This window comes from Bradyrhizobium elkanii WSM2783 (genome assembly GCF_000472865.1).
Lineage (GTDB): Bacteria > Pseudomonadota > Alphaproteobacteria > Rhizobiales > Xanthobacteraceae > Bradyrhizobium > Bradyrhizobium elkanii_A.
In genome coordinates this window covers 1-20,872 of sequence record NZ_AXAP01000116.1, presented here as the reverse complement: position 1 = coordinate 20,872, position 20,872 = coordinate 1, and the positions used below count along the sequence as shown (strand labels likewise).

20 protein-coding genes are annotated in these 20,872 nt (G+C 62.5%); 11 read left to right on the top strand and 9 right to left on the bottom strand.

What is annotated here, in order from left to right:
* Positions 1–767 precede the first annotated feature (767 nt).
* The 4 genes from YY7_RS0145380 to YY7_RS0145365 all read left to right on the top strand — a co-directional run bounded on the left by YY7_RS0145380 (position 768) and on the right by YY7_RS0145365 (position 6,534).
* Positions 768–3,029, top strand: a complete 2,262-nt coding sequence (locus YY7_RS0145380; RefSeq protein ID WP_028168855.1) for a fused MFS/spermidine synthase — start codon at positions 768–770, stop codon at positions 3,027–3,029.
* 170 nt (positions 3,030–3,199) lie between these two features.
* Positions 3,200–4,108, top strand: a complete 909-nt coding sequence (locus tag YY7_RS0145375) for an acyl-CoA desaturase (RefSeq protein WP_028168854.1) — start codon at positions 3,200–3,202, stop codon at positions 4,106–4,108.
* 58 nt (positions 4,109–4,166) lie between these two features.
* A complete protein-coding gene (locus tag YY7_RS0145370) occupies positions 4,167–5,549 on the top strand; it encodes an MBOAT family O-acyltransferase (RefSeq protein WP_028168853.1) in 1,383 nt (460 codons plus the stop codon).
* Positions 5,524–6,534 (top strand): hypothetical protein, encoded by a 1,011-nt coding sequence (locus YY7_RS0145365; RefSeq protein WP_028168852.1) that lies wholly within the window; start codon positions 5,524–5,526, stop codon positions 6,532–6,534. The genes YY7_RS0145370 and YY7_RS0145365 overlap by 26 nt, the downstream gene beginning before the upstream one ends.
* Here YY7_RS0145365 and YY7_RS0145360 read toward each other — a convergent pair whose 3' ends face one another.
* The 3 genes from YY7_RS0145360 to YY7_RS0145345 all read right to left on the bottom strand — a co-directional run bounded on the left by YY7_RS0145360 (position 6,535) and on the right by YY7_RS0145345 (position 9,572).
* The gene (locus tag YY7_RS0145360) at positions 6,535–8,256 is read right to left on the bottom strand and encodes a fatty acyl-AMP ligase (protein WP_035692711.1); all 1,722 of its coding nucleotides are present in this window, start codon (positions 8,254–8,256) and stop codon (positions 6,535–6,537) included.
* A 32-nt stretch (positions 8,257–8,288) separates the two neighbouring features.
* Positions 8,289–8,543 (bottom strand): acyl carrier protein, encoded by a 255-nt coding sequence (locus tag YY7_RS0145355; RefSeq protein ID WP_028168850.1) that lies wholly within the window; start codon positions 8,541–8,543, stop codon positions 8,289–8,291.
* A 252-nt stretch (positions 8,544–8,795) separates the two neighbouring features.
* Positions 8,796–9,572, bottom strand: a complete 777-nt coding sequence (locus tag YY7_RS0145345) for a L,D-transpeptidase (protein WP_028168848.1) — start codon at positions 9,570–9,572, stop codon at positions 8,796–8,798.
* 287 nt (positions 9,573–9,859) lie between these two features.
* Between YY7_RS0145345 and YY7_RS0145340 the strand changes: the two genes are divergently transcribed.
* A complete protein-coding gene (locus YY7_RS0145340) occupies positions 9,860–10,192 on the top strand; it encodes a hypothetical protein (RefSeq protein ID WP_028168847.1) in 333 nt (110 codons plus the stop codon).
* Positions 10,193–10,325: 133 nt separating this feature from the next.
* Here the strand turns inward: YY7_RS0145340 and YY7_RS0145335 are convergent, their stop codons facing one another.
* The 5 genes from YY7_RS0145335 to YY7_RS0145315 all read right to left on the bottom strand — a co-directional run bounded on the left by YY7_RS0145335 (position 10,326) and on the right by YY7_RS0145315 (position 15,233).
* Entirely contained in the window at positions 10,326–11,087 is a 762-nt protein-coding gene (locus YY7_RS0145335) for an ABC transporter permease (protein ID WP_028168846.1), read from the bottom strand.
* Positions 11,084–12,007: an ABC transporter ATP-binding protein gene (locus YY7_RS0145330; protein ID WP_028168845.1), complete on the bottom strand. Its 924-nt coding sequence runs from the start codon at positions 12,005–12,007 to the stop codon at positions 11,084–11,086. The genes YY7_RS0145335 and YY7_RS0145330 overlap by 4 nt, the downstream gene beginning before the upstream one ends.
* A 125-nt stretch (positions 12,008–12,132) precedes the next feature.
* Positions 12,133–12,423: a type II toxin-antitoxin system HicB family antitoxin gene (locus tag YY7_RS0145325; protein WP_028168844.1), complete on the bottom strand. Its 291-nt coding sequence runs from the start codon at positions 12,421–12,423 to the stop codon at positions 12,133–12,135.
* Positions 12,424–12,431: 8 nt separating this feature from the next.
* Entirely contained in the window at positions 12,432–12,626 is a 195-nt protein-coding gene (locus tag YY7_RS0145320) for a type II toxin-antitoxin system HicA family toxin (protein WP_028168843.1), read from the bottom strand.
* A gap of 75 nt (positions 12,627–12,701) precedes the next feature.
* Positions 12,702–15,233, bottom strand: a complete 2,532-nt coding sequence (locus YY7_RS0145315) for an ATP-dependent helicase (RefSeq protein ID WP_155255619.1) — start codon at positions 15,231–15,233, stop codon at positions 12,702–12,704.
* Between the two features lie 246 nt (positions 15,234–15,479).
* Here YY7_RS0145315 and YY7_RS0145310 point away from each other — a divergent pair, with 246 nt between their 5' ends.
* The 4 genes from YY7_RS0145310 (at position 15,480) to YY7_RS59495 (ending at position 18,498) form a co-directional block, all read left to right on the top strand.
* Positions 15,480–16,466 (top strand): hypothetical protein, encoded by a 987-nt coding sequence (locus YY7_RS0145310; protein ID WP_028168841.1) that lies wholly within the window; start codon positions 15,480–15,482, stop codon positions 16,464–16,466.
* A gap of 27 nt (positions 16,467–16,493) precedes the next feature.
* Positions 16,494–16,739, top strand: a complete 246-nt coding sequence (locus YY7_RS0145305; RefSeq protein WP_028168840.1) for a hypothetical protein — start codon at positions 16,494–16,496, stop codon at positions 16,737–16,739.
* Between the two features lie 25 nt (positions 16,740–16,764).
* Positions 16,765–18,150 carry a phospholipase D-like domain-containing protein gene (locus YY7_RS0145300; protein ID WP_245287666.1) on the top strand — a complete coding sequence of 462 codons (1,386 nt, stop codon included), beginning with the start codon at positions 16,765–16,767 and terminating at the stop codon, positions 18,148–18,150.
* A 174-nt stretch (positions 18,151–18,324) separates the two neighbouring features.
* Entirely contained in the window at positions 18,325–18,498 is a 174-nt protein-coding gene (locus YY7_RS59495) for a DUF1328 domain-containing protein (RefSeq protein WP_027578166.1), read from the top strand.
* Between the two features lie 10 nt (positions 18,499–18,508).
* Here the strand turns inward: YY7_RS59495 and YY7_RS0145290 are convergent, their stop codons facing one another.
* Complete coding sequence (locus YY7_RS0145290; protein ID WP_051397288.1) at positions 18,509–19,021, bottom strand: thioesterase family protein; 513 nt, start codon at positions 19,019–19,021, stop codon at positions 18,509–18,511.
* An 86-nt stretch (positions 19,022–19,107) separates the two neighbouring features.
* On the opposite strand from YY7_RS0145290, the gene YY7_RS0145285 reads away from it, so the two are divergent.
* Entirely contained in the window at positions 19,108–20,523 is a 1,416-nt protein-coding gene (locus YY7_RS0145285) for an FAD-binding oxidoreductase (RefSeq protein ID WP_028168837.1), read from the top strand.
* A 167-nt stretch (positions 20,524–20,690) separates the two neighbouring features.
* Positions 20,691–20,872, top strand: a 182-nt coding sequence (locus YY7_RS62395; protein WP_196237436.1) for a DUF4372 domain-containing protein, incomplete at its 3' end; no start/stop codon positions are given.

The window sequence follows — 20,872 nt, the reverse complement described above, 5'->3', positions numbered from 1 at the left end:
CACGAACGTTGCGGTGAGATGCGGTGGACGCAGGTATTGCGAGAGACGAACGCAACACCAGCGGACGGCGAAGTCGTGTGGTCCTGGCGCCCCGACGCTGGCGCTAAGCTCGCGAGCAGCAAGAGCTGCCGCGGACGACGGTGGCAAGAAAGCCCGGTCACCGGGGAGAGCGCGAAGGAAACCGTAACACCATCGCGCAGGGAAAGCCGGAATGCTTCGGTTGAACCTGTGGTCCTACCCCCGTGCTTTTTGCTGCACGGGACCCACGGGTGCAACCAGCACCCGGCTTTCCCTGCGCCCTCTGTTCGATGAGAGGGTGAAACGAACGCAAACCTCGGGCGCAATGCGCCGCGAGAACGCGGACTCGCATCCCCACTGCTGTTTGCAATTTGAATCCGAACCTCACCCCACGTCGTCCCGGGCTTGCGCGCCGCGGCGAAGCCCTTGGGCGTAGCCGGGACCCGGGACCCATAACCACAGGCATTTATTGTTTGCTCCGCTGCAACTGCTTGCTCGCACCACAACGCCTCCCTGTGGTTATGGGTCCCCGCTTTCGCGGGGACGACAGCCGTGCGAGGTTTACAGAATCGTAGGATGGGTAGAGCGAAACCCATCATTCGTTCCGTCGCTCCGCACTGGCATATCGTCAAGTCCACGTGACCGGGTTACATTGCCGGCCATGCCGTCATATGCTCAATTGAAACCTCTGGCGTGCATGCGCCGGAAATCTCGCCGCCGGCGTCCGCCGGGCCCAAGCCGGAGCTTTCATGATTTCCAAGCCGTCCGCCGCGCGAAACCGGCTGGTGTTGATCGTCTACACCACCGCGATCTTCGTCAGCGCGCTCCTGTTGTTCTCGGTGCAGCCGCTGTTCACCAAGATGGTGCTGCCGCGGCTCGGCGGCTCACCGGCGGTGTGGTCGGTGGCGATGGTGTTCTTCCAGTCGCTGCTGCTCGCGGGCTACGCCTACGCGCACTATTTGATGAAGCTGAAGAGCCGCGCGGCTCCGGTCGCGGTGCATCTCTTGCTTTTGGTCGCGGCCATGCTGACGCTGCCGCTCGCGATCCAGAGCGGCTGGGGCGATCCACCGACCTCAGGTTACGCGTTCTGGTTGCTTGGCCTGTTCGCGGTCTCGATCGGCCTGCCGTTCTTCGCGCTCGCCGCCAACAACCCGCTGCTGCAGGCCTGGTTTGTACGCACCGGCCATCCCAACGGTCCGGATCCGTACTTCCTTTATGCGTCTTCGAACATCGGCAGCTTTCTCGCGCTGCTGTCCTATCCGGTGCTGCTGGAGCCGATGTTCACGCTGCGCACGCAAAACCTGATCTGGACCGGCGGTTATGGCCTGCTGATCCTCTTGATCGCGGGTTGCGGCGTGCTGTTGATGCGTTCGTCCGCGAGCGCGGCGGCGCTGAATTTGCCGGTCGATGATGCCGATGCGCCGGCACCCTCCTGGCTGTTGCGTTTGCGCTGGATCTTCCTTGCCGCGGTGCCTTCGGGCCTTCTGATCGCCGTGACCGCGCACATCTCGACCGATGTTGCGGCAGCGCCGCTGCTCTGGGTCTTGCCGCTGTCGCTTTACCTCTTGACCTGGGTGCTGGTGTTCCAGTCGCGCCCGCTGTTTTCGCATGAGTTCATGCTGCGCGCGCAGCCAATCGCAATTGCGTGCGTCGTCATCCTGCTTGCGGTTGGTGGCGAACAGAGTCTGCTGCTGACGCTGGGCGGTCACCAGCTCGCCTTTTTCATCATCGCGATGGCCTGCCATGGCGAATTGGCGCGGACCCGGCCGGCAGCAAAATACCTCACCGGCTTCTACGTGGCGCTGTCGTTCGGCGGCATGGTCGGCGGCCTGTTCGCAGGCCTGATCGCGCCGTTTGCCTTCTCCTGGGTGGCGGAATACCCGATCCTGCTGGCGCTCGCCGCGCTGTGCCGGCCGTCCGGCGGGGGAGAGCGGCTGCCGCGCTGGAGTGCCTGGTACTGGCCGTTCCTTGCCGTGCTCGCGGTCGCGCTGATCGTGCCGTCCTATTCAACCGGGACGCTGTTCAACTGGTTGGACGAGCGGCGGTCGTGGGTGATCGGCGCGGTCGGCGTGCTCTCGGCGCTGCTGGCGCTTACGCTCAACGCGAGCCGCTGGAAGATCTTCGCGACCGTCGTGGTGGCGCTGCTGCTGTTGCGCGCCTACCCCTCCGATAACGGCCGGGTCGAGACCGTGCGCAGCTTCTTCGGGGTGCACAAGATCGTGGTGACGCCGAACGGCCAATATCACGTGCTGATGCACGGCACCACCATTCACGGCGCCGAGCGCTTCAAGAACGACAACGGCACGCCAGCAACCGGCCGGCCCGAACCCATTACGTACTATCACAAGGACGGCGGCATCGGACAGGCGATCACGGCGATGCGCGAGCGCAAGGGCGCTCCGCTTAAGGTGGCCGTGATCGGACTCGGCTCAGGCACGCTCACCTGCGCCGCAGAGCCGGGCGAACAATGGAAGTTCTTCGAGATCGACCAGACCATGGTCGATACCGCGCGCGATCCGAAATATTTCACCTACATCCAGAATTGCGCCCCTGACCTGAAGCCGGTGATCGGCGATGCCAGGCTCACCTTCGCTCGCGAGCCTGATGGCATCTACGACCTCATCATCGTCGATGCCTATTCGTCCGACGCGATCCCGATCCATCTGGCGACGGAGGAGGCGATGGCGATCTACAAGGCCAAGCTGGCGCCGCAGGGCGCGGTGGTGATGCACATCTCCAACCGCCACCTCGAGCTTTCCAGCGTCGTGGTCGGCATCGCCGAGGCCAACGACCTCAAGAGCTGGGTCTACAGCGAGGATTCCGGCCGTGACAGCGAGTACATTTTCTCGACCTCGGTCGTGATCTCCGCCCGCAAGGAGGCCGATGTCGGCAAGCTCGCCTCGTCCGACTCGTGGACCGAAACCGAGGCCGATGAAAAGCAGCGGGTCTGGACCGACGACTATTCCAACATCCTGGGCGCGGTTTACCGGCGATTGCGCGACGGCGAGTAGTGAGCTCGATATTTTTGCAACACCCGCCGACCGCGTTCGCGAACTGCAGGGCAAATCCGTCGCAATGGTTGCGGGCGGGGGGCCGACTCTGTACTGATGGAACTTGTTTCCCAATTGTTCCATTATTCATGCGCGACCATCGGATTATCCGGAGCCGGCATTTTCATCGATTGCAGTGGCAGCATTTTATTCTGTTCGATGTATTGCCATTCATCGGGACATTGATCGCGCTTGGCGCCCTGTTCTATCGCCCGATCGGGGCGCTCGAAATCAGCCTGTTCTTCGCGATGTGGCTGGTCACAGGCCTCGGCCTCACCGTCGGCTATCACCGGTTGTTCACGCACCGCGCCTTCACAACCGGGACAGCCGTGAGCGCGATGCTGATCATCATGGGCTCGATGGCCGGGCGGGGGTCGATGGTATCCTGGGCCGCCATGCATCGTCGCCACCACGAACTCAGCGATCACGAGGGCGACCTGCATTCGCCCAATCTGCATGGCGGGAGCTTCCTCGGCCGTCTGCGCGGCTTCCTGCATGCGCATTTGACCTGGATGATCGAGCATGATTATCCGAATGTCGCCCATTACGTTCCGGACCTGATGGCGCAGCCGGTGCTGGTCCGGGTCAACAGCTACTACTATGCCTGGGTGCTGGTGGGGCTGTTGATCCCGACCGCCATTGGCGGGTTGGTCGCCGGCAGCCTGTGGGGCGCGGTGGCCGGGTTCCTCTGGGGCGGCGTGGTGCGCATGTTCGCGGTCGAACAGGCGATGTCGGCGATCAACTCCGTCATGCACACATTCGGTGAACGTCCCTACCGCACCCGGGGTGACAACAGCCGCAATCTCGGCGTAATGGCATGGTTGGCGTGGGGCGAGGGGTGGCACAACAATCACCATGCCTTTCCTTATTCGGCGGCGTTCGGGTTGCGATGGTTCGAATTCGATCCCGGCTATCTCTTCATCCGAGTGCTTGCCGCGCTGGGACTGGCCTGGAACGTCAAGGTGCCGAGTGCGGAGAAGATCGCGCTGCGCCGGCTGCACGAGCCGGCGTCCGACGTGGCCGAGCTCGAGCACGGATAGTCGTCGGCTTCCGGCGGATAAGGTGAGTAACCCGGGTCATGCCTGAGATTGCCGGCTGATGCTGTTCAACGACTACCCCTTCCTGCTGGGCTTCCTGCCGGCGGCAATCCTGATCTATCGATTTGTCGATCCGCATCCGCAGTGGCGGATCTGGACGCTCGTTGCGATGTCGCTGGTGTTCTACGCCTACGGCAATCCGCCCTTCGTCCTGCTGCTGATCCTGTCGATCCTGATCAACTGGATTGCGGCGATGACCTATGCCAGGACCAAGATGCCGTGGATCATCACCGTTGCGATCGTTGCCAATCTCGGCGTCCTCGGCTGGTTCAAATACGCCAACTTCCTCGTCTACAATATCGGCCTTGCGCTCGGCCGGCCGATGCCGGTGCTCGACATCGTGCTGCCGCTCGGCATCTCCTTCTTCACCTTCCACCACATCATGTATCTGGTCGATCTGCGCAAGGGAAAGGCGCCGACCTATTCACTGAACCGCTACGCGCTTTACATCTCCTTCTTCCCGCAGGCGCTGGCCGGACCGCTGGTGCGCTGGTCGCAGGTGATGGAGCAGTTCGGCAAGACAGTCTATGCGCCGGGCTGGCAGCGCCAATTCTGCATCGGAATCGCCTTCATTCTGATCGGGCTTGTCGAAAAGATCCTGCTTGGCGACCGTATTGCGCGGCTGATCGATCCGATCTATGCGCGGGCGCTTGAAGGGCCGGTGAGCAATGGCGACGCATGGCTCGCGCTCGCCTTCGGCATCCAGATCCTCTACGACTTCGCCGGCTATTCCGACATCGCGGTCGGGCTCGGCCTGTTGTTCGGCGTCAAGCTGCCGTACAATTTCGATGCGCCGTTCCGCTCCACCAGCATCCAGGATTTCTGGCAGCGCTGGCACATCACCTTGATGACGTTCCTGCGCGAATACCTGTTCTTTCCGCTCGCCAACAAGCGCATGGTGCCGCGGCGCTTCTACCAACTGCAATATTTCGCGGTGATGGTGCTGACCATGGCGCTGTGCGGCCTTTGGCACGGTGCGAGCTGGACCTTCGTGCTGTGGGGCACGTTGCATGGCCTGGCGCTGGTGGTCTGCTCGCTGTGGCGCCGCTATGGGCCGCGAATGCCCGCGCTCGCCGGATGGGCGTTGACGGTGATGTTCGTGCTGCTTACCGGCGTGTTCTTCCGCGCCGGAACGCTCGATGCGGCGTTGAACATCTTCCACGGCCTCGCCGTTCCGCCCAATCTGTCGGAGGGGAAGCATCTGTGGCCGCTCGTGGTCGTTCCGCTGATGGCCTTCCTGCTGCCGGCGACCCAGGACATCGTCGAACGCGTGATGCAGCGGCCGCGACCCTGGCTCGGCGTGGTCGCCGGCCTCGGTCTGTTGGTCATCCTGATCTTGCTCGGAGAAGGGAACGTTCGTGGCTTCGCTTACTACCAGTTCTGACACGTCGCCCGAATGGAGCCGATGTCTGGCCAACTGTGTCGGTACGCTGGTTGGCGGCTTGCTGCTGCTCTACGCGCTGATGATCCTGGTCGATCCCTATGACACCGGAAAGTTCGGCTTTCTCGGCATCGACGGCGTCGACGATCGGAACACGCTCACGTCTGCGGCAAGCCGCGCGCGCGATCCGAATTTCGATTCCGCCATCATCGGCAATTCGACCGCGCAGATGCTTGAACCGACGGAGTTGTCGAAGGCGACCGGCCTGAACTTCGTGCAGCTCTACATGACTGGCGGCAATCCGCACGAGCAGCTCATGCTGCTCGATTTCTTCCTGCGGCATCACAAGCGGGTGCGCGCACTGGTGTTCGTCGTTGATCCCTGGTGGTGCCATCACGTCCCCATCCAGTCGCCGCCGGGCACCTTCCCCGATTGGCTCTATGGCGAAAGCTCTCTCCCTTATGCGACACACCTGCTGTCATGGACGACGATCGAGCGCACGTTCCAACGGCTCTCGATCGGCCTCGGCTGGCATCAGCGCAGGGACCCCACCGGCTTCTTCAGCTACGAGGACATCTGGCTGCCCGGCACCTTCCGCGAAATCAGTCCGCCGCGCGATCCGCCGCCTGCGACCACCGTCGCGGAGCGCGAGACGCTTCCCGAGGTCGCGCGGCTCGATGCGGCGGTCAAGAAGCTTCCAGCCGAGACCAGCGTCGTCATCGTCGTGCCGCCGACCCTGCAAAGCAAGATGCCGCAGCCCGGCACGCCCGCTGCGGCGGACCGTGAGGCGTGCAACGCGGCTCTGAAGCGCGTCGTGGCCGGCCGGCCGAACAGCAATTTCATCAACTACCGCATCGACAACGCGCTGACCCGCGACCGCGCGAATTTTGCCGATTTCATCCACTACCGCCCGAGCATCGCTAGCAAGATACAGGAGGGCATCGTCGCCAGTATCCGCGATGGCGAAGCGGCGAAGATCGACTTTTGATCAATCCGCGTCGGCGGCGAGATCTTCGAACCGGCCTTCGGACCACAGCCGGCGCGCCAGGCTGCGCTGGATCTTGCCGCTGGTGGTCTTCGGCAGCGTGCCCGGCCGGATCAACACGATATGGCGCGCGAACAATTCGTGCTGGTCGGTGACGTGCTCGCGGATCAGGCCCTTCATTTCGGCGCCGTCGATGCGGTTGCGCTCGGTGCGCTCGACCTCCTGCACGACGACAAGCGTTTCGTCGCCGTGCTCGTCGCTGACGGAGAACGCCGCGCCGCAATTGGCCCGCAGCGCGGCATGTGCCGCCTGCACCGTGCGCTCGAGATCCTGCGGATAGTGGTTGATGCCGCGGACGATGATCAAGTCCTTGATCCGTCCGGTGATGAAGACTTCACCCGTCCGATCCAGGAAGCCGAGGTCGCCGGTGCGCAGCCAGTTCGCGCCGTCGTCATCGCCCGCGATGCGCGCGTGCAGGCCGGTCCGGGTCGCTTCCGGATTCTTCCAATAGGCGCCCGCGACGTTGGCACCGTTGACCCAGACCTCGCCGACTTGGTCCACGGGCAGGCGCGCGCAGGTGTCGGGATCGACGATCGCGATCCGCTCGCCTTCGAGCGCGCGGCCGCAGCCGACCAGCGTCTGGCTATCCGCCGCATCAGCCGGCGCTTCGGCCCGATGCGCCTGCAGCGCGGCGCGGCTAACGTCGCGCGTCACATGGCCGGCGCCGCGGCTGCCGCCGGAGATCAAGAGCGTCGCTTCCGCCATACCATAGGCCGGAAAGGTGGCGCGGGGATCGAAGCCGTGAGCGGCGAAGGTCTCGATGAATTGCTTGATCGTCTCGGCGTGCACCGGCTCGGCGCCGTTGAGCGCGATCTTCCAGGAGGAGAGATTGACGCCCTGCATCTGCTCGGCGCGATAGCGGCTGACGCAGAGGTCGTAGCCGAAATTCGGGCAGCAGGCGACCTCGGCGCGATAGTCGCTGATCGCGCGCAGCCAGTTGAGTGGGCGCTGGGTGAAGGCGTTCGGCGCCATCAGCACGCAGAGCGCTCCGACATAGAGCGCCTCCAGCGTGTTCAGGATCAGCCCCATGTCGTGATAGAGAGGCACCCAATTGACATAGGTCGATTGCTCGGTGTTGCCGAGCGAGATGCGGATCATCTCGAGATTGGCGAGCAGGTTGCCGTGGCTGACGGCGACGCCCTTGGGCTCGGACGTCGAGCCCGAGGTGTATTGCAGGAAGGCGATATCCTCTCGCGCTGGAAGCGGCAGATCGGCCGCAGGCTGCGCCGGCGTCGTGTCGAGATCGACGGCCAGCCACTGCAGGCCTTCGCGCGAAAACCGCTCCTGCAGATCGCCGCGGATGGCGAAGGCCGAACTGGTGAGCGCGATTGCAGGTTCGCAATTGGCCATGATCGCGGCGCTGGAGTCGCGCGCACTCTGCCGCCGCGGCATCATCATCGGCACTGCGATCACACGCGCGATCAGGCAGCCGAAGAAGGCGACGACGAATTCGAGACCGGGCGGAAACACCAGCATCGCGCGATCGCCCGGCCGGGTGACTTCGCCAAGCCGCGCCGCCAGCGCGCGGGCAGCGTCATGCAGCTCGCGGAAGGTGAGGATGGCTTCCTCCGCCCCGCGGTCGGAGAGGAAGATGTAGGCGCGCGCATCGGGCTGCGTTTCCGCCCGCTTTGCCAGCAGCGCCACCAGCGAGGAAAACGTCTCCATCTTGGTCAATGATATCCGGCGACGATTAGGGGTCAGGCAGCGGAGCGGGCTGCGAGCTTTTCAGCGAGGTAACGCGACAGCGCGTCGACGGTCGGATAGTCGTAGAAATCGTCGGTCGAAAGCTCGAGATCGAGCTTCTCCTCGAGTTCCATCATGACATAGACAACCATCGCCGAATCGAGCCCGAGCCGGTTGAACTTGGTATCGGTCTTGATCCGGTCCTTGGCGATCCGCAGCACTTTTGCAAGCGAATCCACGCAAAAACCGGAAATTTCTTCTTGTGTCATGGGAAATCCAGGGAAACAACTAGACACAATACGGACACGGCGGTCGTTGTCAATTTGGGCTCACGCAGGCGTGTTGATGAGGATCATGCACGATCCGGACGTGCAGGATCGCATTGGCGTAAAGCGGAGTTTCAGGGGAATGCGAGGCGTTCGCGCACAGGCAAAGATTAGGCATGGAAATTGGGCGCAGAAGGAAAAAGAGCGGGATGACGCAGCCATCCCGCTCTGTCGTGCCGACCAACTCGGCGCTGGTCAGTCCTGGTAAGTGAAGAACCCGCGCGGCCGCGGCGGATAGTAATAGCCTTGCGGCGCCGGCGCGTAGCGGTCGGAATATTGCTGCGGTTGTTGCGGTTGGCGATAATAGGTCTGCGTATCATAGACGCGGCGGCTGCGCGGCGCCGGATACACCTGCGCATTGGAGCTGCCGTCGGCCGGATAGATGTAGCCGTCGTCGGCACGGGCCTGCGGCAATTGCTGCTGCTGTTGCGGTGAGATCATCACAGGATCGCCGGCAACAGCGTCATATTGCTGGTCATATGGCTGCGGCGCGCGGCGGGCGACCGCGGTGTTGCCGCGTTTCGGATTACGCGCGAGCGCCACCTGCGAGGAGCCGGTCAGCGTCACCGTGGCGTTGAGCACGCCTTGCTCCTGTACCAGGGCGTAGAGCGTGGCTGCATGTTCGCGCGACAATCGCACGCAGCCATGCGAGGCGGGGCTGCCGAGGCGGTTGACGGAATCGGTGCCGTGAATCGCGTGCCCGATCTTGGTGAAGAAGATCGAGTGCGGCATCGGCGCGTCGTCGAATTCCTTGGAGTAGTGGTCTTCCTCCATGCGGAAAGTGCGGAAGCTGCCGTTCGGCGTCTCGTAGGAGGGGATGCCGGTCGAGACCGGCCAGCGATACCGCTCAACGCCGTCGACCGCGACGGTCATCTGCTGGTTATCCTTGTCGACGGTGATGGCGACTTTGGCCTGTGCGGCGCCGGCAAAAGCCAGCGTCAGGGCGGTGAAAGCAACGAGGAACGTACGCATCTTACTTTGGCCCTCCAGGCCTAACATTGCAGCGCCGCGGTTCTCCGTCCCCGGCAAGCACTATGCCCGGAATCCGGCTCGGGTTCCAGTAGCCCGGCCATGCATCGTTAATATAACGAGCGGCGCAAGCAAGGTGTCGTCGGAGAAATCCAACGCTGGCCTGCTGACTTTTTCGCGAGTGTGAGCACACGACTCGAATTCGTCACAGACGCGCAACCATTTGGCCGCAAGGGCGTTTCACACTCCCGCCTGACGGTACAATTTGCCGTGCATTTTTGGGAATTGTGATGAAGAAGACCAAGGTCAAGACGCTGGCGCTGCCTGATGTCACGCCGGCGCGGCTCGTGCTTGCGGCCGCCGCCATCATCCTTGCATTGCTTGCGATGCCTCATCTGGGACATGCCCAGGGTATCGTGCGCGGCGCGCACCAGGGAGCCTACGAGGGCAATCGGATCGCCGGTCCGGTCGGCGGCGTGGTTGGGGGGGCGGTTGGAGCCGGCGTCGGCGGTGCCGTGGGTGCGGTCAACGGCGTGCTCGGCCTGCCCAATCGCGGTTGGCACCGTGGCCATCGCTGCCGCGGCTACTACACCCGCTCCGGCCATTTCCGCTGCTATCGCTGATCATCGTGAGGGACATCGTCATTCCGGGGCGCGCGTGAGCGCGAACTACGATGTGCACTTGCGGAGAATCTCGCACCGCAATCTCTGGATTCTGGGTTCATGCTTCGCATGCCCCGAAATGACCGCGAGGCGATCAACGTTTGAGCCGGTAGCCCGTCCTGAAGATCCACCAGACGATTGCCAGGCAGGTGGCGAGGAAGCCCAGGGTCATGCCGAGGCTCAGGCCGACGCCGACATCGGCGATCCCATAGAAGCTCCAGCGGAAGCCGGAGATCAGGTAGACCACGGGGTTGAGCAGGGTGATGGTGCGCCAGCCCGAGGGGAGCATGTTCACGGAATAGAAGCTGCCGCCCAGGAACGTCAGCGGCGTCACCACCAGCATCGGGATCATCTGCAGCTTCTCGAATCCATCGGCCCAGATGCCGATAATGAAGCCGAACAGGCTGAAGGTGACGGCGGTCAGCACCAGGAAGGTCAGCATCCAGATCGGGTGATTGATGTGCAGCGGCACGAACAATCCGGCCGTCGCCATGATGATGAGCCCGAGGACGATCGATTTGGTCGCGGCCGCCCCGACATAGCCGATGATGATCTCGAAATAGGAGATCGGCGCCGAGAGGATTTCATAGATCGTGCCGACGAATTTCGGGAAATAGATGCCGAAGGATGCATTGGCGATGCTCTGCGTCAGCACCGACAGCATCACGAGCCCAGGCACGATGAAGGTGCCGTAGCTGACGCCTTCGACCTCCGTGATGCGCGAGCCGATCGCGGCGCCGAACACCACGAAATAAAGCGAGGTCGACACCACAGGCGAGACGATGCTCTGCAACAGCGTGCGCCAGGTGCGCGCCATTTCGAACAAATAGATTGCGCGGATCGCTCGATAGTTCATGGCGCTCTCACCAGGCTGACGAAGATGTCTTCGAGCGAAGACTGGCTGGTCTCGAGGTCGGAGAAACGGATCCCGGCATTGCGGAGATCGCCGAGCAGGCTGGTGATGCCGGTGCGTTCGCCCGCGGTGTCGTAATCGTAGACCAGCTCGGTGCCGCCTTCCGACAGCACGAGATGATAGGGCGCAAGCGCCGGCGGAACGGCGTCGATCCTGTGCGCCAGATGCAGCTTGAGCTGCTTCCTGCCGAGCTTCTCCATCAGCTTGGCCTTGTCCTCGACCAGGATGATCTCGCCCTTGTTGATGACGCCGATGCGGTCGGCCATCTCCTCGGCTTCCTCGATGTAATGCGTGGTCAGGATGATGGTGACGCCGGCATCCCGCAGCGTCCGCACCACCTCCCACATGCCCTTACGCAACTCGACGTCGACGCCCGCGGTCGGCTCGTCAAGGAATAGTATCTGCGGCTCGTGCGACAGCGCCTTTGCGATCATCACGCGGCGCTTCATGCCGCCCGACAGCGTGATGATCTTGGAATCCTTCTTCTCCCACAGCGAGAGATCCTTCAGCACCTTCTCGATATGAGCGGGATTCTTCGGTTTGCCGAACAGGCCGCGGCTGAAGCTCACGGTCGCCCATACCGATTCAAAGGAATCGGTGTGCAGTTCCTGCGGCACGAGGCCGATCATCGAGCGTGCCGCGCGGTACGACTTGATGATGTCGTGGCCGTCGACCGAGACATTGCCTTCACTCGGATTGGCGATGCCGCAGATGATGCTGATCAGCGTCGTCTTGCCGGCGCCGTTCGGCCCGAGCAGGGCAAAAATCTCGCCGCGCCGGATATCGAGATTGATGTTGTTCAGCGCCTTGAAGCCTGAGCCATAGACCTTTGAGAGATTGGAAACGGAAATGATCGGTGACATGGCTGGTGGTGACGAGCTGGCAGGAAATGTGACAGGGAACGCGACGTTGCGCCGCGCGAGAGGAGGGGCGGCGAGTACATAGGTACACTTGGCGGGTTCTGCAATCCGTCGAAACGACGATCAGTTCACTCCGCCGCGTGAGCGCGCGCGGGTAGTTCAATCAGGGCGACCATGTAGGTCTTTATGTCGTTCGCGATCTCCGGATCGGCCCTCAGTTCGGTCAGTGTTCGCGGATGCGGCAGCGACTTGCCGTCATTTTCAAGGCTTTCCGCATAGAGCTGCAAAGCCTCCGGCGCATTGCGCAAGGCTTCATCGATATCATCCCCGCCGGAAGTGCAGCCGGGCAGATCCGGAAACCAGACACCAACACTGTGCTCAGGTCCGGCATCCTCAACAATCGCGACGTAGTGAGCCATGGCTAACCTCAATCGGGCTTCCACCCTGCACCTTTATAGATGGCGCGCACCAATCCTTTCCCCAAGTCCTTCTTCGGGTGCGGAATGACCAGCGTTTCGCCGGATATGGGATTCTTGAACACGTGGTGCGAACCGGTAACGCGAACAAGTACCCATCCTTCCCGCTCCAGGCGGCGTATGATCTCGCGGCTGTTGGTCAACATGAAAACCCTCTGTGGATCATGTAGACCCTACGGCCTGTCTGCCGGCATTAAGTGCGCGACCCGCAGGACACTCTCCTACACCCGCTCCACGAAACTATCGACCACCTTTTTCTCGCCCGCCTTCTCGAAGGCGATGGTGAGCTTGTTGCCGTCGATCTTCACCACATGGCCGTAGCCGAATTTCTGGTGGAACACGCGGTCATCGAGCGAGAATTCCGAAACCGTGCCGGTGGATTTCGCGACCAGCTCGCCTTCGATCACCACCGGTGCGCGCTTGTTGCGGCCGAAGCCGCCGAAGGGCGATTGCTCCTCGTCGAATCCGCCGCGCGAGCCGCCGCCGCGGTTCTGGTTGCGGGCGCGGTTGGCCTGGGCGCGTTGCCAGCCAGGCGTTGTGTAGCTCGAGCCGAAGGCTTCGACATTGTCGAAGCGCGAGGGGCCGTAGCCGCCGGCGCCGCCCCAGCCGGAGCCGCCCTTGGATTCCGTGATCTCGACATTATGCGCCGGCAATTCGTCGAGGAAGCGCGAGGGGATCGTGGTCGACCAGGTGCCGTGGATGCGGCGGTTGGTGGCGAAATAGATTTTCGCGCGGCGCCGGGCACGCGTCAGCCCGACATGGGCGAGGCGGCGCTCTTCCTCGAGGCCCGCGCGGCCCTGCTCGTCGAGCGTGCGCTGGCTTGGAAACAGGCCTTCCTCCCAGCCGGGCAGGAAGACGTTGTCGAACTCCAGGCCCTTCGCTGAGTGCAGCGTCATCAGCGACACCGCTTCGTCGCCGGCTTCGCCGTCGCGGTCCATCACCAGCGAGATGTGCTCGAGGAAGCCTTGCAGGTTCTCGAACTCCTCCATCGAGCGAATGAGCTCCTTGAGATTGTCGAGCCTGCCGGCGGCGTCCGCCGAGCGGTCCTTCTGCCACATCTCGGTGTAGCCGCTCTCGTCGAGCACGATCTCGGCCAACTCCGTATGCGAGGTCACCTCGCTCTGCGCCCGCCAGCGGTCGAATTGCTGCACGACACCGCGCAAGCTCCCGCGCGCTTTCGGTTTCAATTCGTCAGTCTCCGCCACGGCGCGCGCCGCCTCAAACAGCGGAATGCGGCGCTTGCGGGCGTGATCGTGCAGGAGCTGCACGGTGGCATCGCCGAGCCCGCGCTTCGGCACATTGATGATGCGCTCGAAGGCGAGATCGTCGGCCGGCGAGTTGATCGTGCGCAGGTAAGCCAGCGCATCGCGGATTTCGGCACGCTCATAGAAGCGCGGGCCGCCGATCACGCGATATTGCAGGCCGAGCGTGACGAAGCGATCTTCAAACTCGCGCATCTGGAACGAGGCGCGCACCAGGATCGCGATCTCGTTCAAATTCTCGCCGGCGCGCTGCAGATCCTCGATCTCCTCGCCGATCCCGCGCGCTTCCTCTTCCGAATCCCAGGAACCGGTGACGGTGACCTTTTCGCCATCCTGGTCCTCGGTGCGCAGGGTCTTGCCGAGCCGGCCTTCATTGTGCGCGATCAGATGCGAGGCGGCGGCGAGTATATGGCCGGTCGAGCGATAGTTGCGCTCGAGCCGAATGACTTTCGCGCCGGGAAAATCGTGCTCGAAGCGCAGGATGTTGTCGACCTCGGCACCACGCCAGCCGTAGATCGACTGGTCGTCGTCGCCGACGCAGCAGATGTTCTTGGGTGGGGAAGTGGGTGCCGCAGCCGCATCTTCGTCATCACCGGGCCGACGCGCAGCGTCGTGACCCGGAGATCCATCTTGTGAAGACGCGATGGATTGCCGGGTCAAGCCCGGCAATGACGATTGGGGCGACGGCGCCTGCGAGAGCAGCCGCAGCCAAAGATACTGCGCGACGTTGGTGTCCTGATATTCGTCGACCAGGATGAACTTGAAGCGGCTCTGGTATTGCCTGAGCACATCCGGGTTCTCGCGGAACAGGCGGATGTTCTCGAGCAGGAGATCGCCGAAATCGGCGGCGTTGAGGATCTTCAGCCGTTCCTGATAGCTCGCATAGAGCTTGCCGCCCTTGCCGTTGGCGAAGCTCGCCGCTTCGCCGGCCGGCACCTGCGACGGCGTCAGGCCGCGGTTCTTCCAGGTGTCGATCAGTCCGGCCAGCATGCGCGCCGGCCAGCGCTTGTCGTCGATGTTCTCCGCCTGCAGCAGTTGCTTCAACAGCCGCACCTGGTCGTCGACATCGAGCACGGTGAAGTTGGATTTGAGCTGCACCAGCTCGGCATGGATGCGCAGGATGCGGCCGGCGATCGAGTGGAAGGTGCCGAGCCACGGCATGCCTTCGACCGCCTGGCCCAGCATCTGGCCGAGCCGCAGCTTCATCTCGCGCGCCGCCTTGTTGGTGAAGGTCACCGACAGGATCTCGTGCGGCCGCGCGCGGCCCTGGCTCAGGATATGGGCGATGCGGGTGGTCAAGACCCGCGTCTTGCCAGTGCCGGCGCCGGCTAGAACCAGCACAGGACCGTCCAGCGTCTCCACTGCCTCGCGCTGCTCCGGATTGAGCCCTGCGAGATATTGCGGGCCTGCTGCCGCACGGGCGCGCGCACCGATGCCGCCGGGCACGGGTGAGGCCGCCGGAGCAGGGGCATGTGGCAGGGGCTTGCGCAGATCAGTCAATAACGAAGTCCTTGATTCTCAAGTCGATAACATGGCATTCGCGCCGCCGATTTGCGAGGGCAGCATGGCCAATAAAAGGCGCGCTTTCGGCGTGCCACGGGCGTCGCCAAAACGCCAGCCGGGATCGCAATAGTTTCATCAAGATTCGATTGACTGGCGGGCGCGTAGGCTTGCCAAAATGCGAATCTCAACTCAAGATTGTTGAATTCGTTGGCTTGCATCTCTGGGGGAGGCGTCATGGCAAGGAACGATACTCCGAAGGAACTGCTTGATGCGCTCAACCTGGTCAGCGGCGAGAAGAGCGCCCGGCCGGAATCCTTGGGGCTGCTCGAGGCAAGGCATGTTGAGCGCGTGCGGACCATCTTCGAAGATCCCAACATCGTCGGTATCGGAATTGCGGACAAGATCACCGAGAAGAAAGACACCGGCGAACTGAGCGTCTGCTTCTACGTCGAAAAGAAGGTCGCCAAGAGCCGGATGAAGAGCCAGAAGATGATCCCTCCCGTTCTGAGTGTGCCGGGCCGCAAGGCAGTATTCACCGATGTCCAGGCGATCGGAAGGGTTCGTCCCCAGGTCAACAAGCAGAGGTCGCCGCTGCTCAGCGGCTATAGCATCGGAAATCTGACGGATACGGGAACCCTTGGGGCGATCGTCAAGAAGGGGAAGAAGCTGTTCGTGCTCAGCAATTCCCACGTGCTTGCCAAGAGCGGATTGGGGAAGGTCGGCGACAAGATCGTCTTTCCCGGCGAGTCCGACAATGGCGGCAGGGATCAGGTCGTCGCGACATTATCCGCTATCCTGAAGTTCAAGACCGGTGACGATTTTCTCAACCGCGTGGATGCGGCTCTCGCCGAGATCGATCAGGACTTTCTCGACAAGATAGATTTCTCCATACGCGGAGCGGCTTCTCCTTTTGCGACCACCAATCCGGTGCGCGGGATGAAGATCGTCACGCGCGGACGGACGTCGGAAGATGCCGATGGCGAAGTCCAGGACGTCCACTTCAGGATCGTCATGCCCTATCCGGGCGTCGGCAAGATCGGCTTCCTGGACCAGGTGAAGTGCACGCATTATTCGAAGCCCGGCGATTCCGGCGCAATCATCGTCGACAAGGCAAGCAAGAAGATCGTCGGTCTGCACTTTGCCGGGTCGGGTAGCGCGAGTATCTTTAATCCGATTGCCGAGGTCATGAAGGCGCTGAAGTTCCGCTTCGTGAAAGCATGAGAAGCGGACCGGCCATGCGGATTGGTGATGGCGAACGAGCAACAGGCCAACAAGGCGCGCGAACTCAACAGTCGCGAGCTGCTGAAATGCGGCGCCCACGCAATCGGCGTGGAGGCGGGGAAGGATCACGGCAAGCGCGGCTGGGTCGTCGTCGCGCATGTCGCTCCGGAAGCCAACGTGACGCTGCCTCCCGCGCTGACCGTCGCGACGGAAAAGGGCGACGTCCAGGTGCCGCTGGTCTGCGTCAGGAGCGAGCCTTTCAAACCGGAATGATTCTCGCAAACATTGGGGGGATAAAATGCCGAGCTTCGTATTGCGCCAATCGATGCTCAAGCATCGTGGGCCGTTTCTTGCCGAACCGCAGAGCGTTCGGGCCGAAGGCGATCGCGTGGTGCCGGTGCGGACCGACGTCTTCATGCCGGAAATGGTTCCGCGCAACTGCGATCTCGAAGCATACGAGAAGATCAAGGTTCCCGCGGTCGACGTCGATCAGGAAATCATCGCCTATTGCTCCCCGGATTCGACTTTCGCGGTGACCAAGAAGCTCTTTGACAATGCGAAGAAGTCGATCCTGATCGGCATCTATGACTTTTCGGCCGAGTATATCAAGCAGCTCGTGCTGGATGCGCTCGCGCGCGGCGTCAAGGTCGAGCTCATGCTCGATATCGACAGCAAGGACGAGCAGGAGCTGTTCGACGACCTGAACGATGCCGGGGTCGACGGCGTGCCGGCGCCATCGTGCGCCAGTCATCGGGTGCACTTCTTCAGCTCGTCGCACGAGAAGGTGATCGTCATCGATGGCGAATGGTGCATCGTGCAGAGCGGCAACTACAGCGAGAACAGCATACCCCTCAATGTGAAGGACGGCGGCGATCCGGCGCACTTCCGGCCCGGCAATCGTGATACCGGCCTGGCGATCCGCTCCAGGAAACTGTCGAAGTTCTTCACCGGCATTCTCGAAAGCGACATGAATCTCGAGCTGACGGGACCGGAAGCGCTGGCTCAGGCCATTGAAGCGGCCAACGCTTTCATGATCGAGCGGGCGCCGACGAAGATCCCCGCCAAGCTGTTTCCGAGCAAGACTTTCAAGCTCACCAAACCGCTTGCCGTTCAGCCGGTCCTCAGTCCGGACAACTACATGCAGGTGATCCCGGGGAAGCTTCGGGCGGCAAAGAAGTCGATACTGATCGAGCAGCAATATGTCCGTGGCAAGCAGCCCGACATCCAGAAATTGCTGACGGCAATTGCGGACGCGCGAAAGCAGAACAAGAAGCTCGATATCCGCATCATCCTCGGCAAGGTTTTCGGCAAGAAGGATCTCGACGCCGAGAAGAAAAACCTGGCGCTGCTAAAGCAGCAGTTCGGCCTCGTGGCCGGCAAGAACATACGATACATCGATACGACCCGCTTCGTGCATTGCCATAACAAGATGATCCTGGTCGATGGCCAGGATGTCCTGGTCAGTTCGCAGAACTGGTCCGATTCCGCCGTCTCCAAGAACCGCGAGGCCGGCGTGTGGCTCTCTCATCCGGGCATCTGTGATTACTTCACGCAGATATTCGAGAGCGATTGGAAGACTGCGCGCAACGCGCCGACAGCTCCCGCGGAGGAGATCGTCGAGCCCGAGTCGCTGCGCGCCGGCGGATACGTCAGGGTCGCTCCCGCCGACTATCAGGAGGTGTGACAGCAGCAGCGAAGGCCTGACCCGGCTGCATCCAAAGCGCGGTTTTGTTCCGTGAGCGGCAGCAAATTTCGCTGTTTTCCGTCCCGGAACCTTCGTTTTGGGGCCGGATTGTTTCCTCGAGTTTGGTGCGATGATCGATCGCGCCGGTGGAAACGGAAAGCAGAGGGTTTGGCCATGTTAGGCTGGGTCGTAACGTTCTTGATCATCGCGTTGATCGCGGGTGTCCTGGGCTTCGGCGGCATCGCCGGTGTCTCCATCGAGATCGCCAAGGCGATCTTCTTCATCGCCATCATCCTGTTCCTGATCTCGGCAGTGGTCGGCCTGGTGCGTGGCCGCTCCAGGGTCTAGGCGGCCCGGCCTAGCGTGCGGGCATCGCCACGCTGCGCCCGATGCCCTCGGGCCGGGGGATGGATGCATGGATATCCGCGATCGCCTTGATGCGGGCGCGGATATCGGATGGAAACGGGGCGACCTTGCGCGAGTTCATGTCGATATGCAGCGACATGTTTTCGGAGGTAGCTGACAGCCAGCCTTCGGTCGCGTGGCGCAGCTCCTCGAAGGTGTGCAGCCGCTTGTCGTCGGCAGCGAGCAGATAGACCGTCACTTGGACGGGATCGCCGAGATGGACCTCGCGCAAATAGCGCACATGGCACTCGGCGGTAAAGGTCGAGCTGTGGCGCTCTTTCTTGTAGGCGGGGCCGATGCCGAGCTGCAGCCAGATCTCGTCGATGGCGCGGTCGAACATCACGTTGTAATAGGCCATGTTGAGGTGGCCATTATAGTCGATCCATTGCGGCTCGATCTGCATCACCGAGGACAGAAACGGGGCTGAGGGCAACTTGATGTCCCTGGCGGCATTAATGGTCGTCATTATTCCATCCCTGTTAGTTCGATTGGCGGTCTTGACCCGTTATATAACGTTTGCCACGGTCGGCTAAAGCCGGGAGGATATTTCACGTGGCGACTACGATTTCGAACAATCCGGCGCGTCCGGAGCCGCCGGCCCTCAAGGCCGCGATCGACGCGCTGGCGGCGCGCTTCGGCAACCGCCTCATCACCTCGCAGGCGGTGCGCGACCAGCACGCCCACACCACGACATGGCTGCCGCCGCAGCCGCCGGACGCCGTGGTGATGGCGCAGGAAACTGCCGACGTCCAGGATGTGGTGCGGATCTGCGCCAAACATCGCGTTCCCGTGATCGCCTTCGGCACCGGCACCTCGCTGGAGGGGCAGGTGAATGCGCCGGCCGGCGGCATCTGCATCGATCTGCGCGACATGAACCGGGTGCTCGCCGTGCACGCCGAAGACCTCGATTGCGTGATCGAGCCCGGCGTGACGCGGAAGGCGCTCAACGAGCATCTGCGCGACCAGGGCCTGTTCTTCCCGATCGACCCCGGCGCCGATGCCTCGCTCGGCGGCATGACCTCGACGCGCGCCTCCGGCACCAACGCGGTGCGTTACGGCACGATGCGGGAGAACGTGCTGGCGCTGAAGGTCGTGCGCGGCGACGGCGAGATCATCACGACCGGCACGCGGGCGAAGAAATCCTCCGCCGGCTATGACCTGACGCACCTGTTCGTCGGTGCCGAGGGCACGCTCGGCATCATCTCCGAGCTTACGATCAAATTGCGCGGCATTCCCGAGACGATCGCGGCAGCCGCATGTTCGTTCGAGACCGTGCGCGGCGCCTGCCAGGCGACGATCCTGGCGATCCAGACCGGCATTCCCGTCGCCCGCATCGAGCTGCTCAACGCCGCGCAGGTGAAGGCGTGCAACGCCTATTCGAAACTGACGTTGCCGGAGACGCCGCTGTTGCTGCTCGAGTTCCACGGCAGCGAGGCCGAGGTCGCCGAGCAATCGAAGAACTTCAAGGAGATCGCCTCCGAATGCGGCGGGCTGGGTTTCACCTGGACCACCAGGCCGGAGGACCGCACAAAGCTCTGGCAGGCGCGGCATGACGCCTATTGGTCGGTGAAGGCGCTGCGGCCCGGCTCAGGCGTGGTCGCGACCGATGTCTGCGTGCCGATCTCGCGATTGGCCGATTGCGTCACCGAAACCGAAGAGGATCTAAAGCGGCTCAATCTGCTCTCGCCGATCGTCGGTCATGTCGGCGATGGCAATTTCCACTGTTCGCTGGTCTGCGACGTCGACAATGCCGAGGAGATGGCGCGCGGCGAGGAATTCATGCATCGCCTCGTCGAGCGCGCGCAGGCGATGGGTGGCACCTGCACCGGCGAGCACGGTATCGGGCAGGGCAAGCAGAAATATCTCGAAGCCGAGCTAGGGCCCGAGGCGATCGACGCCATGCGGGCGCTGAAGAAGGCGCTCGACCCGCAGAATATCTTCAATCCGGGCAAGATCGTGCCGGCGTAGAGCGTGATGAGATAAGGTCGAATTGTGTTCCCATGGGCGCTGCCTCTTCTCACCTCTCCCATAGGGAGCAGGGCTGTCCGGGGAATGAATCGCTATGTCGCAGTGCATGCTCGGCAAAACCGAGGCAAATCGGTCTTTTCTGGTTGTCGAGACACAGAAGGCCGAGCATGCGATTTCGCGGTAGCATTTTTGGGAAGCTCCTTGAACCGATCAGTCGACGGCGGTTTCAGACAGTTGTGGATGGTCTGGACGGGGATGGCTACGACAAGTCCTTCAAGAGCTGGGATCACCTGGTGGCGCTGATCTATGCGCAACTGAGCGGTCACGACAGTCTGCGCGGGGTGGAGGC

Bases quoted from the DNA above. Each gene is read 5' to 3' on its own strand.
- YY7_RS0145380 (WP_028168855.1), top strand. From the start codon at position 768: ATGATTTCCAAGCCGTCCGCCGCGCGAAACCGGCTGGTGTTGATCGTC.
- YY7_RS0145370 (WP_028168853.1), top strand. From the start codon at position 4,167: ATGCTGTTCAACGACTACCCCTTCCTGCTGGGCTTCCTGCCGGCGGCA.
- YY7_RS0145360 (WP_035692711.1), bottom strand. From the start codon at position 8,256: ATGGAGACGTTTTCCTCGCTGGTGGCGCTGCTGGCAAAGCGGGCGGAA.
- YY7_RS0145355 (WP_028168850.1), bottom strand. From the start codon at position 8,543: ATGACACAAGAAGAAATTTCCGGTTTTTGCGTGGATTCGCTTGCAAAA.
- YY7_RS0145345 (WP_028168848.1), bottom strand. From the start codon at position 9,572: ATGCGTACGTTCCTCGTTGCTTTCACCGCCCTGACGCTGGCTTTTGCC.
- YY7_RS0145340 (WP_028168847.1), top strand. From the start codon at position 9,860: ATGAAGAAGACCAAGGTCAAGACGCTGGCGCTGCCTGATGTCACGCCG.
- YY7_RS0145335 (WP_028168846.1), bottom strand. From the start codon at position 11,087: ATGAACTATCGAGCGATCCGCGCAATCTATTTGTTCGAAATGGCGCGC.
- YY7_RS0145330 (WP_028168845.1), bottom strand. From the start codon at position 12,007: ATGTCACCGATCATTTCCGTTTCCAATCTCTCAAAGGTCTATGGCTCA.
- YY7_RS0145325 (WP_028168844.1), bottom strand. From the start codon at position 12,423: ATGGCTCACTACGTCGCGATTGTTGAGGATGCCGGACCTGAGCACAGT.
- YY7_RS0145320 (WP_028168843.1), bottom strand. From the start codon at position 12,626: ATGTTGACCAACAGCCGCGAGATCATACGCCGCCTGGAGCGGGAAGGA.
- YY7_RS0145310 (WP_028168841.1), top strand. From the start codon at position 15,480: ATGGCAAGGAACGATACTCCGAAGGAACTGCTTGATGCGCTCAACCTG.
- YY7_RS0145305 (WP_028168840.1), top strand. From the start codon at position 16,494: ATGGCGAACGAGCAACAGGCCAACAAGGCGCGCGAACTCAACAGTCGC.
- YY7_RS0145300 (WP_245287666.1), top strand. From the start codon at position 16,765: ATGCCGAGCTTCGTATTGCGCCAATCGATGCTCAAGCATCGTGGGCCG.
- YY7_RS59495 (WP_027578166.1), top strand. From the start codon at position 18,325: ATGTTAGGCTGGGTCGTAACGTTCTTGATCATCGCGTTGATCGCGGGT.
- YY7_RS0145290 (WP_051397288.1), bottom strand. From the start codon at position 19,021: ATGACGACCATTAATGCCGCCAGGGACATCAAGTTGCCCTCAGCCCCG.